The organism is Paenibacillus sp. Y930 (genome assembly GCF_056786375.1).
The window spans coordinates 38,979-52,072 of sequence record NZ_JBXCIX010000007.1 but is presented as its reverse complement, the minus strand read 5'-3'; the positions used below and the strand labels follow the sequence as shown (position 1 = coordinate 52,072).

14 protein-coding genes are annotated in these 13,094 nt (G+C 35.5%); all 14 read left to right on the top strand.

Annotation, left to right across the window (positions count from 1 at the left end; translation table 11 throughout):
- Positions 1-18 precede the first annotated feature (18 nt).
- The 14 genes from fliS to AC1TO5_RS18040 all read left to right on the top strand — a co-directional run bounded on the left by fliS (position 19) and on the right by AC1TO5_RS18040 (position 13,092).
- Complete coding sequence (gene fliS / locus AC1TO5_RS18105; RefSeq protein WP_482064241.1) at positions 19-408, top strand: flagellar export chaperone FliS; 390 nt, start codon at positions 19-21, stop codon at positions 406-408.
- Positions 401-787, top strand: coding sequence for a hypothetical protein (locus tag AC1TO5_RS18100; RefSeq protein WP_482064240.1), 387 nt, complete (start codon positions 401-403; stop codon positions 785-787). Before fliS ends, AC1TO5_RS18100 begins: the two co-directional genes overlap by 8 nt.
- A gap of 91 nt (positions 788-878) precedes the next feature.
- Positions 879-1,697, top strand: coding sequence for a flagellin N-terminal helical domain-containing protein (locus AC1TO5_RS18095; RefSeq protein ID WP_482064329.1), 819 nt, complete (start codon positions 879-881; stop codon positions 1,695-1,697).
- Positions 1,698-1,831: 134 nt separating this feature from the next.
- Positions 1,832-2,647 carry a flagellin N-terminal helical domain-containing protein gene (locus AC1TO5_RS18090; RefSeq protein WP_482064328.1) on the top strand — a complete coding sequence of 272 codons (816 nt, stop codon included), beginning with the start codon at positions 1,832-1,834 and terminating at the stop codon, positions 2,645-2,647.
- 126 nt (positions 2,648-2,773) lie between these two features.
- Positions 2,774-4,654 carry a motility associated factor glycosyltransferase family protein gene (locus AC1TO5_RS18085; protein ID WP_482064239.1) on the top strand — a complete coding sequence of 627 codons (1,881 nt, stop codon included), beginning with the start codon at positions 2,774-2,776 and terminating at the stop codon, positions 4,652-4,654.
- Positions 4,655-4,662: 8 nt separating this feature from the next.
- Positions 4,663-5,676: a UDP-N-acetylglucosamine 4,6-dehydratase family protein gene (locus tag AC1TO5_RS18080; RefSeq protein ID WP_482064238.1), complete on the top strand. Its 1,014-nt coding sequence runs from the start codon at positions 4,663-4,665 to the stop codon at positions 5,674-5,676.
- A gap of 54 nt (positions 5,677-5,730) precedes the next feature.
- Positions 5,731-6,477 carry a crotonobetainyl-CoA--carnitine CoA-transferase gene (locus AC1TO5_RS18075; RefSeq protein ID WP_482064237.1) on the top strand — a complete coding sequence of 249 codons (747 nt, stop codon included), beginning with the start codon at positions 5,731-5,733 and terminating at the stop codon, positions 6,475-6,477.
- Positions 6,478-6,510: 33 nt separating this feature from the next.
- A complete protein-coding gene (locus AC1TO5_RS18070) occupies positions 6,511-7,389 on the top strand; it encodes a class I SAM-dependent methyltransferase (RefSeq protein ID WP_482064236.1) in 879 nt (292 codons plus the stop codon).
- A gap of 64 nt (positions 7,390-7,453) precedes the next feature.
- A complete protein-coding gene (locus AC1TO5_RS18065; protein WP_482064235.1) occupies positions 7,454-8,179 on the top strand; it encodes a cytidylyltransferase domain-containing protein in 726 nt (241 codons plus the stop codon).
- A gap of 29 nt (positions 8,180-8,208) precedes the next feature.
- Positions 8,209-9,144: an ATP-grasp domain-containing protein gene (locus tag AC1TO5_RS18060; protein ID WP_482064234.1), complete on the top strand. Its 936-nt coding sequence runs from the start codon at positions 8,209-8,211 to the stop codon at positions 9,142-9,144.
- The gene (locus AC1TO5_RS18055; RefSeq protein WP_482064233.1) at positions 9,141-9,809 is read left to right on the top strand and encodes an HAD family hydrolase; all 669 of its coding nucleotides are present in this window, start codon (positions 9,141-9,143) and stop codon (positions 9,807-9,809) included. Before AC1TO5_RS18060 ends, AC1TO5_RS18055 begins: the two co-directional genes overlap by 4 nt.
- 158 nt (positions 9,810-9,967) lie before the next feature.
- Positions 9,968-11,011, top strand: coding sequence for a UDP-2,4-diacetamido-2,4,6-trideoxy-beta-L-altropyranose hydrolase (gene pseG, locus AC1TO5_RS18050; RefSeq protein WP_482064232.1), 1,044 nt, complete (start codon positions 9,968-9,970; stop codon positions 11,009-11,011).
- The gene (pseI, locus tag AC1TO5_RS18045) at positions 10,998-12,050 is read left to right on the top strand and encodes a pseudaminic acid synthase (protein ID WP_482064231.1); all 1,053 of its coding nucleotides are present in this window, start codon (positions 10,998-11,000) and stop codon (positions 12,048-12,050) included. The genes pseG and pseI overlap by 14 nt, the downstream gene beginning before the upstream one ends.
- Positions 12,051-12,144: 94 nt before the next feature.
- Entirely contained in the window at positions 12,145-13,092 is a 948-nt protein-coding gene (locus AC1TO5_RS18040) for an NAD-dependent epimerase/dehydratase family protein (protein WP_482064230.1), read from the top strand.
- The last annotated feature ends 2 nt before the right edge of the window (positions 13,093-13,094 follow it).

Genomic DNA, 13,094 nt, shown 5'->3' with positions numbered 1-13,094 from the left:
TAAGGGGATGAAGAATTAGTGATCTCTAACTTTAATGGATATCAGGTTTATCAGAAAAATAAATACGAGACTGCTTCTCCTCACCGTCTAATTACGATGCTCTACGATGGGGCAATTAGATTTATGAACCAATCTATCGCGAATGTTCAGGCTCTAGATATTGAAGCTACTAATCTATCATTATCCAAAGCTCAAGAAATTGTTAACGAACTAATCGCTTGTCTTAATTTTGATCAAGGTGATGATATAGCGGTAAATCTTAATAACCTTTATCGCTATGTCATCGACTTGCTTATTCAGGCAAATATTAAGAAGTCTGTTGAACCAATACATGAAGCGATATCTATTATTAAGGATATTCGTGAAGCGTGGCAGGCTATAGGCAAGGAAGTGCAGATGAATGGCTAATGAATTAGCTAATCTAGAGCAGCAATTATTACAGCTTAAAGAAGTTTTAAGACAGCAGCTATCGTTAACGAGCGGTGAACAATCAGAAGAAGTTTTGGAATCTTTGGAAAGATTAGAATCTAGCAAAACAGAATTACAGGCTGCTGTTAGTGAAAGTATAGAGCTAGTATCTCAACTTTCAATAGATACTAGCTCTACTGCTAATACCGTGCAACTATTGAATTCGATGAATGAAGAGATTCAGCGTAATATTATCATTTGGTCTGATGGTAACTCAATTGAGATGAAAAATATTAAAGATCAACGTAAGACGCTCCAAACATATGGGGGAGTTGCTCCAGGAGAGGTTGTTTCCTATTATATAGATTTTAAAAATTAGTTTTGAAATCTATTAACTTTCTCTACAAGGCTTCCGATATATATATTGTGACCACAAGGACGTGGCACTACTAAACCAATCATGGAGGATGATAATTATGTTTATTAACACAAACGTTGGTGCGATGAACGCACACCGTAACTTAACTTCAAACAACGGCGCAATGAACAAAACAATGGAAAAACTTTCTTCTGGATACCGTATTAACCGTGCTGCTGATGATGCTGCAGGTCTTGCGATCTCTGAAAAAATGCGCTACCAAATCAATGGTATGAATCAAGCACAACGTAACGCTCAAGATGGTATCTCTTTGATCCAAACAGCTGAGGGTGCATTGACTGAAACTCATGCTATGCTACAACGTATCAATACACTTGCTAACCAATCTAAAAACGGTACGTATTCTACTGAGGACCGTGCAAAGCTTCAATTAGAAGTGACTGAACTAGTTAAAGAAATCGGCAATATTGCTACAGGAACAAAGTTCAATGGTATTACTTTGTTAGCTTCTGCTAAAACTATTTCATTCCAAACAGGTGTTAATAACACTGATGTGATTACTGTAGCGACTAAAAATATGGGAGCTTCTGCCATTGGTATTCTTGCAGCAGCTACAATTGCCACATCTGCTGGTGCAAGTGCTATGATTTCTGCTGTTTCTACTGCAATTGAAAATGTATCTACACAACGTGCTACATTTGGTGCGGTTCAAAACCGTCTTGAGCATACTGTTAATAACCTTGGTGTTAACAAAGAAAACCTATCTGCTGCACATTCTCGTATCCGTGATGCTGATATGGCAGCTGAAATGACAAACTTCACGAAAAACCAAATTCTAGTTCAAGCGGGTACTTCTATGTTGGCTCAAGCTAACTCTGTACCACAAAACGTTCTTAAACTATTAGGATAATATTTGAACAAAAAAGTTACCTTTGGGTAACTTTTTTTGTTTTTATCTCTTATCTATTAACTATTAAGAGGGTTATTCCGATATAGATATTGTGACCACAAGGATGTGGCATGAAAACCCAATCATGGAGGATGATAATTATGTTTATTAACACAAACGTTGGTGCGATGAACGCACACCGTAACTTAACTTCAAACAACGGCGCAATGAACAAAACAATGGAGAAACTTTCTTCTGGATACCGTATTAACCGTGCTGCTGACGATGCTGCAGGTCTTGCGATCTCTGAAAAAATGCGCTACCAAATCAACGGAATGAATCAAGCACAACGTAATGCTCAAGATGGTATCTCTTTGATCCAAACAGCTGAGGGTGCACTTACTGAAACTCACGCTATGTTACAACGTATCAATACACTAGCTAACCAATCTAAAAACGGTACGTATTCTACTGAGGACCGTTCAAAGCTTCAGTTAGAAGTAGCTGAACTTGTTAAAGAAATTGATAACATTGCTACAGGAACAAAATTCAATGGTATTAGCTTATTGAATGCTTCTGCAACAATTACATTCCAAACAGGTGTTAATAACACTGATGTAATTTCTGTAGGAACTAAAAATATGGGCGCTACTGCAATTAGTATTCCAGGTATTACAATTGCTACAAGTGCTGGAGCAAGTGCTGCAATTGCTGCTGTTTCTAAGGCAATTGAAAATGTATCTACACAACGTGCTACATTCGGTGCGGTTCAAAACCGTCTTGAACACACTGTTAACAACCTAGGTGTTAACAAAGAAAACCTATCTGCTGCACATTCTCGTATCCGTGACGCTGATATGGCTGCTGAAATGACAAACTTCACGAAAAACCAAATTCTAGTACAAGCTGGTACTTCTATGCTTGCACAAGCAAACTCTGTACCTCAAAACGTACTAAAATTACTAGGATAATAACTATTAACAAAAAAAGCTGCCATATGGCAGCTTTTTTTGTTAATAGTTATTTGAAATTTGTCGATATATATAGTATATCGACTTACATGATATAAGATTATTACAGACCGTCGGAGGAAGATAATGACAGATTTATTAGAGGAAAACTTATTGTTTCTATTTAAATATAAATCAGAGTTATTTGATAAAGTACAGCAATATTTAAGTGCTAAAGGTATCGAGAAAAACTGTAAGTTAACCTTTGACAAACATAATATGCCAAATTTGTCGTATACATTTGAACAAGGAATTGAGTTGTTGTATTTAGAGGGAAATCAAGATTTGGAACAATGGCTTAATGAATATCGATATTTACAAGAGGGAGAATATCATATTATTATGTATGGTCTAGGATTAAGTTATCATTTGACGAGTCTAATCGAACTTAATGATAAGCTTAGTTTTTATATTCTTGAACCCGAAATCGATATTTTTATTGAAGCATTAAAACTACTGAATATCGAAGAGTTACTTAACCATCCACAAATTAAGTTATTTAATATAGGAAATCTAGATCAAGACTTACGTTCATTTCAAGGATATACTAGTGTGTATGTATTAGAAGATAAAGTGAATATCGCGATTCCATTTTACTCCACTATTGATTTAGAAACAATAAAAAACTTCTATGAGCAAGAATATTTAATTAGTAAGGGACATCTAGCTGATATTGGTTTTGAACAAATATTTGGTATATTACCTTATCAGAATAGTATTAGAAATATTAGTGATCTATGCCAATCAAACTCACTTAAACTACTAAAGGATAAATTCAAGGGGTGTACGTCCCTCGTGGTCGGTGGAGGTCCTTCATTAAAGCGAGATATTGAAATGATTAAGCAATATCGCGATGAACTATTAATTATTGCAGCTGGTTCTAGTGTACAGTCCTTATTGTATTATGGTATAGAGCCACACTTAGTCGTCTCTATGGACCCGGGTGAAACCAATGGTAGAGTGTTTGAGAATGTTGATACATCCTCAATTCCGTTAGTATTTATTCCGCAAATTTATTCGTCAATTCTAAGTACGCATTCAACCAAAAACTTGCATGCATTTTTTGAAGAGGATTGTATTATTGATTATTTGTTTTCTGACCAATTAATTGAGCCTAAATTCAGACCAACTAATTCGGTATCGGGTACTGCTACCCAAATAGCAAAATACTTAGGTGCTAAAACCATCTTATATGCAGGGCAAGATTTATCATATCCAAACAAAGAAATATATTCGCCCGGGGCAAAACATGCTTCTGTAGATCAACTGAAGAGTCAAACAAATAGTTTGACGCTAAAAGTTGAAAATGTAAAAGGCCAATTGAATGATACCAATCTTTCAATGAAAGTAACCCTTGAAGATATTGAAAATTTAATTAAGAGCATGGAAGGCACAACATTTATTAATACGTCTTCATTAGGTGCTAAAATTAAGGGGGCAGATTATATCCCCTTCGAAGAGGTCATCAAATCAGTAAATCGTTCAGCTTACTCTTTTGATGAAATTATTGAAATATCAGATAGAAAAGCTACAATGAGTGAATTTAATAGGGAAGATATATTAGTGAGGATTGATGATTTTATTGTACAATGTGATTTTCTAATTACTCAATCCGAATGCTCAATAAAAGATTTGAAAAAGGTAGAGGAGTATAGTCGTAGAAATCCAAATAAATCAATGTCTATGCTTGTTAAGCTAGAAAATAATTTCTCACAAGTAACTGAACATTTATTATTTAAAACAATTATACCGAAATGGAATAGGAATGCATTAAAGCGATACGATCAAAAGGTTATTGAGATCGAAACAGCACCAACTATAATTGAAAAGTCAAAATTGCTTAATCAAATCGTATTACCTTTTAATCATATGATTATTCAATCATTTAATGAGATGAAGGTAGAATTCGAAAGCTTAAAAGAAACATTACTACAGCAAAAAGAATCAGAGAATAATATAGTGAAGTAGGTATACACATGGGAATTTTCAGTAATAAAAGTGTTCTTATTATCGGTGGGACAGGAACGATAGGTCAAAGTTTGTTGAAATATATTTTACAGCAATCCCCTAAAGTAGTCAGAATATTTAGTAGGGATGAATACAAGCAATTTATACTTCAACAAGAATTAGCTGAACATAGTAATGTGCGTTATTTTATCGGGGATGTACGTGACTTAGATCGACTGAAACGAGCAATGAAAGATGTTGACTATGTGTTTAACTGTGCAGCATTGAAGCATGTACCTGCGTGTGAATATAATCCGTTTGAGGCAGTGCAAACGAATATAATAGGTACTCAAAACATTATATTGGCATCATTGGAAATGAAGGTCAAGAAAACAATCTTTACAAGCACAGATAAAGCTATAGCCCCTACCAACACATATGGTGCTTCAAAATTAATGGCGGAGCGTCTAGTATCTGCCGCACAATATCAGGCGGGTGCTAGCGACACTGTCTTTGCATCCGTTCGTTTTGGCAATGTGATGGGATCAAGGGGATCGGTGATACCTCTATTCCGTAAACAGATCATTAATAATCAAGAAATAACGATAACGAGTAAATCAATGCTGAGATATATGATGACTTTAGAGCAAGCAACAACACTACTAATTAAAGCAATGGACATTGCAAAGGGTGGGGAAGTGTTTGTTCTCAAGATGCCTATAGTGAAATTAAAGGATTTGGCGGATGCTGTTATTAATAAGGTAACTAAGGAACTCTCTTTGGATCATCCAGTTATTAATATAAAGGAAATTGGATTACGCCCAGGTGAAAAGATGTATGAGGAATTGATGACAGAAGAGGAAAGTGTAAGAGCATTGGAATTAGATGATATGTATATTATTCCAAACGATTTCTTACCCCAGCATTTTTATGAGAATGTAGATACACATCGTTCAAAAGCAAATTATGAATTTGACGATTCAAAAGCACTTTCCTACAGCGATGTTGAAAAGCTGATAGAGAATATTCGAACTGAGAATTAATGATAAAGCATTCAATGAAATTGAATGAAAAAAACGTTTGGAGAGTGGATTAATATGGTGAAAATTAATGTGCAGGGTCAATCAGGTGCAGAAGAAATAGATAGAAAAAAAGCGTTTGTACAAATGGTTAAGGATACCCCTATTCCTAATAATGAGTTGCTTGATAATATGGGGCTCTTTTTACAAAGACAAACATTATCCAGAATTTTATATATGCAGTACCTATACTCACAAATTGTAGAGGTCCATGGAGTTGTCATGGAGTTTGGCGTGCGGTGGGGACAAAATATGGCGCTATTTGAGGCATTTCGTGGCATATATGAGCCGTATAACTACAATAGAAAAATAATTGGGTTTGACACATTTTCTGGATTCACAGAGATCCATGAAAACGATGGTAATAGATCAAAAGCAGGAGATTATGCTGTTACTGAAAACTATGAAGATTATTTGGATGATGTACTATCTTTCCATGGAGCAAATAGTCCAATACCTCAAATAAAAAAGTATGAACTAGTCAAAGGTGATGCAAGTATTACAATTGATGATTATCTTGAAAAGCATCCTGAAACGATTGTTGCTTTAGCATATTTTGATTTTGATATTTATACACCGACAAGAAAATGTTTAGAGGCAATAAAAGATAGATTAACTAAGGGAAGTATTATCGCTTTTGATGAATTAAACTTTGAAGGATTCCCTGGTGAAACTATTGCTTTGAAAGAAGTGTTTGGTCTAGATAAATATCGTATTCGAAGAAGTCCTCTAGCACCGTTATGTTCTTATATTGTTATTGAATAGTGGAATAAGCTGCTTTGAATGGAGATAATAATAATGCAATCAATGATCACATTAAATGACTTAGGATACTATGAGTTAACAGAAAAACCTAGCTCTAAAGATCTTCAAGAATATTACGCAAATAAATATTATCAGGAAAATAAATCTTTGTACTTAAAACAGTATTCAGATGAAGAAATTACGTATACAAATAATAAAATCGCTCAAAAGCATGAGATATTGGAACAACTTTTATTGCCAACACAAACTAAAAAAATACTTGATATAGGCTGTGGCGAAGGTTGGACATTGAGTTATTTTGAACGTTTGAATTGGAATGTATTGGGGATTGATTACAGTGAAGAAGGCTGCAAGGTTCATAACCCACACGTAGTCAACAACATAATTATTGGGGATATTATGGATAGTATAGATTTCTTAATAGGAGATTCCCATAAATTTGATGTGTTATGGTTGGATAATGTTTTAGAGCATGTTCTTGAACCAAGTAGTTTACTCCAGAAATGCAAAGAGTTAATTGCTCCTAATGGGGTGCTATTAATCGAGGTTCCAAATGATTTCTCCGACGTTCAAACCTATCTAAAAACAAAGCAAATCGTGGATAGGCCCTATTGGATTGCTGTTCCGGATCATATCTCCTATTTCAATCGAGCGGGATTAACGGCTTTATGTGAAATTAACGATTGGGCATGTAAAAAAGTGATAAGTGATTTCCCGATAGATTGGAATTTGTTTAATAGCAGCACAAATTACGTGAATAATTCGTCTAGTGGACCTTCTTGCCATCAAGCAAGAATGCAAATTGATACGTTGATGCATCAAATATCAATAGAAAAAACAAATAAATTGTACGAAGCGTTGGCTGATTTAGGTATGGGAAGACAAATTACTGGCTATTTTCAATTAAAGTAAGGCAAGATAACGTTGACTTCATAGAGTGAAGAGAGTACTAGAATGAATGTCAGGAGTAATTCATATGAATCTTGTTATTATTATTCAAGCTAGAATGGGATCAACTCGACTTGCGGGCAAGGTGTTACGTATGTTGGGTGATCGAACTGTATTAGGTCATGTTATTACAAGATGTCAAGCAGTTCCTTCAGTTACAAAGGTCGTTGTAGCAACGACGGAATTAGAGCAAGATAATGTTATATTCGATGAAGCTATTAAATATGGAGTTTCCTGTGTACGAGGCAGCGAAATGGATGTTCTTAACAGATACTATGATGCTGCAATTGCAATGGAAGCCGACCATATTATTCGAGTAACATCGGATTGTCCGTTACTCGATCCGACTTTGTTAGAGCAATTAATAGAGTTTTATTTTAATAAAAAATGTGACTATGCACGGATTGGATTGGATGTGTTTCCACGCGGGTTGGATGCAGAAATCTTTTCATTGCCAGCACTTGAGGCCGCATACTTACATGCTGATTCTGACTTTGATCGTGAACATGTCACAACATATATACAAAGTAATAGAGAGCAATTCAATTTCGAAGTATTTAGAACAGGAGAAGATTGTTCTAAATATCGATTAACGCTGGATACAATTGAGGATTGGCAACTCATTGAAACATTGTATCAAAAACTCTATCATGGGGATATTTTCAGTTGGCTACAAGTGAAAGATTTATTACAAGAGAATCCGGAACTGTCTTTGATTAATGCCGATGTGGAACAGAAGCATTACAACGTCTAAAGATTACATAATGAATGGGGGGATCGTGTATGAATATTATTGTTATGAGTATCTCTAGCAAAGTTCCTTTGCTAAAAGCAATAACAAAAGAAGCAATCTCCTATTCACAAGATATAAAAATTTATGGTGCCGACAATAACGAGAAATGTATTGGGCAACACTTTGTTGACTATTTTTGGAACTGTCCTAAGCTGGATCAATTAGATATAGAAGACTTTATCGAGTTCTGTAAAGCAAATACAATTACATTAGTGCTACCAACTCGTGATGGCGAATTGCTCTATTTCACAAAATATAAACGGCAATTAGCTGAACAAGGAATATTTGTAATGATTTCAGAGGAAAGTGCGGTTCAGATGTGTCTTGACAAGCTATTGTTTAGTGAAACTTTAATCTCTCATCAGTTTCCGGTTATACCAAGTTATTCAACTTGTCCAGAGGAATACGTAGCATATGTAGTTAAGGAAAGATTTGGCTCCGGATCTAAAGCGATTGGTGTCAATCTAACTAAAGAGCAGGCTATACAGCATGGAACTACTCTTGAGCATCCGATATATCAACCTTACATTACTGGAACGGAGTATAGCGTTGATATCTATAATAGTATGCTGGGTGTAACTGGAGTTATTGTAAGAGTAAGAGAAGTAGTCGTGCATGGTGAGTCACAAGTGACAACTACTATTCGTATGCCTGTGTTAGAGGATGCGATGGTGAAAATAGTTAATAAGTTTCCATTTAGAGGTCATATCTTATTTCAAGTATTGGTAGATAATCACAATCAAATTCATATTGTTGAATGTAATTGTCGAATCGGTGGTGCTTCAACACTTTCCTTTGCTGCGGGACTGCAGAGTATATATTGGTTTTTGCAGGAGAGTAATGGAATCTCATCGGATCAATTAATTTTTGAAAGGTCAATAGAAGAAAAACGGCTTATTCGATATGCAGAGGATATGATAATATGAAAGTAATTGTATTTGATTTAGATGATACATTATATGATGAATTAACCTATGTAAAGAGTGGATTTCAGGCGGTTGCCGAAGAATTGGCGATACAATATCAAGCAGATGCCAATAAGCTTGCGTTATTTATGTGGGACACATTATGTAATGAAGGTAGAGGTAAAGTATTTGATCTTGCTCTAAAATCTATTAATCAATGGAGTAAACTAAATGTGAAGCGGTGTATAACTATTTATCGATTACATTCCCCGCAATTACAGCTACACCAAGATGCAATAGAAGTGCTTCAATATTTACAAAGTATAGATTTTCCATGCTATATTGTTACTGATGGGAATAAGTTAGTCCAACAACAAAAGCTACAAGCGCTAGGAATAGAATCGTTATTCAAAAAATGTTTTATTACTCATCGATATGGTAGAAAGCATGCGAAACCTTCTCCTTATTGTTTCACAAAAATTTCTACGTTAGAGAACGTGGAACCAGCCGACATCGTATATGTGGGTGATAATATTGCAAAAGATTTTGTTGGTATTAAGCCCTTAGGTTATAAAACAATTCAGATTATGCGAGGCAGCTATACAGACTTAGAACGATCAGAGGAATATCATGCGGATTATAAAATAAAAAGTTTAGTTGAAATTATTGATATATGCGATGTGTAAGTGATTATTATGAAGTGCTCAACTTATTGGGTAGATATTCAAGTCAATGCCACATATATGAGAGAGAGGTAGAATCTCAATATATGTGGCATTTACTCGAAAGATTATTTTCAAGTCAATGAATAGATAGTTATAATTTAGAATTGAAGGTAATGCCTATGAAAATTGTAATTCGAGTAAATGGCTCATCTAAAATTGGCTTAGGCCATTGTATGAGATGCTTAACATTAGCAGGTCAATTAGAAAATAGTCATATATTGTGGCTATTAAATGAGGATGTTCCAGAGAGCTTTATACAATTAATAGATGAGCAGAATTACAATTATCAATTATTAAATGATGAAGAACAATCATCAATACATTCAGATGCTACAACATGTCAAAGGTTTTTGGGGTTGCATGGAAGTTATGATCTTCTTATCGTTGATCATTACGGTCTTGATAGCGAATGGGAAAGTATGTTGCGACTGTATGTGACAAAAATAATGGTTATTGATGATTTAGGTAATCGAGCTCATGATTGTGATATTTTATTAGATCAAAATCTTGCTTCTGGATTAGAAAGTAAGTATAAGGGATTAATCCCTGAACGAGCGATTCAGTTATTAGGCCCTCAATATGCATTATTGAGAAATGAATTTAATGAATATAGAAAGACTCAATATTTCACTAGAGAACGTTGTGAAGTTGTTGTAAGCTTTGGAGGTAGTGATCCAACAGGAGAATGCTTCAAAATTATCAAGGCAATAGAATTGATTGGAAATGAAACGGGAAATGTTCATTACACTATAATAGCTGGACCAGCAAATACTAATTTCGAAATACTTAAAGAGAATTGCAAGTACCTAGATCAAGTAACTATTTTATCTGAAAGCAATGAAATGGCTAAATTATTATCAGAAGGAGATATCGCTATTGGTGCAGGAGGTATATCTTTGATGGAAAGAATGATGATTAGTATACCCAGTATCGTAATTGCAGTAGCTGATAATCAAATTGAATCTGTTGAAGAAGCCGATCGACTAGGTATTTGTCAATATGCAGGGTATTATGAAGAGGTTTCAGTTGAGGAAGTAACTAATAGTATTCGAAGATTTATACGTGATTTTGATAGGAGATATGCTATGTATAAGGCATGTCAAAAACTGTATCGAATGAATAACAATTATATCGTAGAGGTGATCACTAATGAATTCATTTAAAATAGGGGATAAATGGGTAGGGTCTGATCATAAACCCTTCATTATTGCAGAAATGTCAGGTAACCACAATCATTCTTTGGAACGAGCGTTAGCTATTGTTGAAGCAGCAGCGGCGGCGGGCGCAGATGCACTAAAACTACAAACTTATACAGCCGAAACGATGACGCTTGATATACATGAGGGTGATTTTTTTATCGAAGATCCGAGCAGTCTGTGGAAAGGTGAGTCTCTTTATAATTTATATCAAGAAGCATATACACCATGGGAATGGCATGCAGCGATTTTTAAGCGTGCTGAAGAGCTTGGGATGGTAGCTTTCAGCACACCTTTCGATGAGTCGGCCGTAGACTTTCTTGAATCTTTAAATGTGCCCGCATATAAAATTGCTTCATTCGAAAATACGGATATACAACTCATTCGAAAGGTAGCAAAAACGGGAAAACCACTTATTATTTCTACTGGAATGGCGTCTATCGCGGAATTAGATGAAACGGTTAGAGAAGCTCGCCAAGCAGGTGCCGAAAACATTGTGTTACTTAAATGTACAAGCACGTATCCAGCATCACCAAGTAATACTAATCTAACAACTTTGCCACATATGAAAGATCTGTTCCAATGTCATATTGGTTTGTCAGATCATACAATGGGGACGGGAGTTTCTGTAGCTGCTGTTGCACTCGGTGCGGTTATTGTTGAGAAGCATTTTACACTAGCTCGTGCTGATGGTGGAGTAGATTCAGCTTTTTCGATGGAGCCTGCAGAGCTTGCGATACTTTGTCATGAGACTGAGCAAGCGTGGCAAGCAGTTGGACGCATTTATTATGGGGCTACAGATGCAGAAAAAGCTTCTATGAAACATCGTCGCTCACTATATATTTCAGCGGACCTTGAAGCTGGAGAGTTAATAACAAGAGAGCATGTAAAAGCAATTCGTCCAGGTCTTGGATTGCCAACGAAGTATTTAGATCATATTGAAGGCAGACGTGTGCAAACTGCTGTGAAAAAAGGAACCCCTGTTACTTGGGATATTTTCCGCTAAACATAAGTTAGTATTTTTTGAGATAAATAGTATGTTCAATAATATATGATAACTACGAGATGTAAACATCTATCAAAAAAAGGAGTACCTCTATATGAATATTTTACTTACAGGTGGAGCAGGTTTTATTGGTCGTTGGGTAGCACTACGTTTATTAAATGATGGTCATAGATTAACTATTATTGATGATCTTTCCAATGGTAGACATGAAAATATTGAAGAGTTTCGTGAACATGAAGGACTAGATCAAGTAGTGATCGGCTCTATTATGGACGAAGATTTGCTAAAAAATCTTTTTTCTGAAACTAAATATGATATTTGCTATCATTTAGGCGCTTCTATTAATGTACAAGATTCCATTGATGATCCTAGAACAACGTTTAATAATGATACAGTGGGTACATTTAATGTTATGGAACAATGTCGTAAACATAGTGTCAAGGTTGTCTTTATGAGTACTTGCATGGTCTATGATCGCTGTACAGATGAGACCGGAATTACAGAAGCACATCCAATCAAGCCAGCTTCTCCATATGCTGGTGCAAAGATCGCGGCTGAGAACATGGTGCTGTCCTATTATCATGCATATGGCTTACCGACGGTTGTTATTCGTCCTTTCAATACGTATGGACCATTCCAAAAAACAGGTGGAGAAGGTGGAGTTGTTGCTATCTTCATTAAGCAGGCATTGAATGGTTCTACACTTAACATATATGGGGAAGGTACTCAAACACGTGACCTATTATATGTAGAGGATTGTGCCCGTTTTGTTGTTGAGGCAGGTTATTCAGATGCTGTTGATGGTCATATTGTTAACGCAGGCTTAGGAAGAGATATTAGTATCAATGAACTTGCTGAATTAATTTCAGGCAATGTTGCATGGATAGAGCATATAGAGCATATTCATCCGCAAAGTGAAATCCAGAAACTATTATGTAATTCTACAAAAGCAAAACAACTACTAGGTTGGGAACCGCAAGTAACACTAGAAGAGGGTATTGCAAGGACAAGGACATGGATATCTTCTACGACATTAATCTAGTA

Coding starts and splice junctions, on each gene's coding strand:
- AC1TO5_RS18040 (WP_482064230.1), top strand. CDS start 12,145: ATGAATATTTTACTTACAGGTGGAGCAGGTTTTATTGGTCGTTGGGTA.
- pseI (WP_482064231.1), top strand. CDS start 10,998: ATGAATTCATTTAAAATAGGGGATAAATGGGTAGGGTCTGATCATAAA.
- AC1TO5_RS18060 (WP_482064234.1), top strand. CDS start 8,209: ATGAATATTATTGTTATGAGTATCTCTAGCAAAGTTCCTTTGCTAAAA.
- AC1TO5_RS18100 (WP_482064240.1), top strand. CDS start 401: ATGGCTAATGAATTAGCTAATCTAGAGCAGCAATTATTACAGCTTAAA.
- AC1TO5_RS18065 (WP_482064235.1), top strand. CDS start 7,454: ATGAATCTTGTTATTATTATTCAAGCTAGAATGGGATCAACTCGACTT.
- AC1TO5_RS18080 (WP_482064238.1), top strand. CDS start 4,663: ATGGGAATTTTCAGTAATAAAAGTGTTCTTATTATCGGTGGGACAGGA.
- pseG (WP_482064232.1), top strand. CDS start 9,968: ATGAAAATTGTAATTCGAGTAAATGGCTCATCTAAAATTGGCTTAGGC.
- AC1TO5_RS18085 (WP_482064239.1), top strand. CDS start 2,774: ATGACAGATTTATTAGAGGAAAACTTATTGTTTCTATTTAAATATAAA.
- AC1TO5_RS18055 (WP_482064233.1), top strand. CDS start 9,141: ATGAAAGTAATTGTATTTGATTTAGATGATACATTATATGATGAATTA.
- AC1TO5_RS18070 (WP_482064236.1), top strand. CDS start 6,511: ATGCAATCAATGATCACATTAAATGACTTAGGATACTATGAGTTAACA.
- AC1TO5_RS18075 (WP_482064237.1), top strand. CDS start 5,731: ATGGTGAAAATTAATGTGCAGGGTCAATCAGGTGCAGAAGAAATAGAT.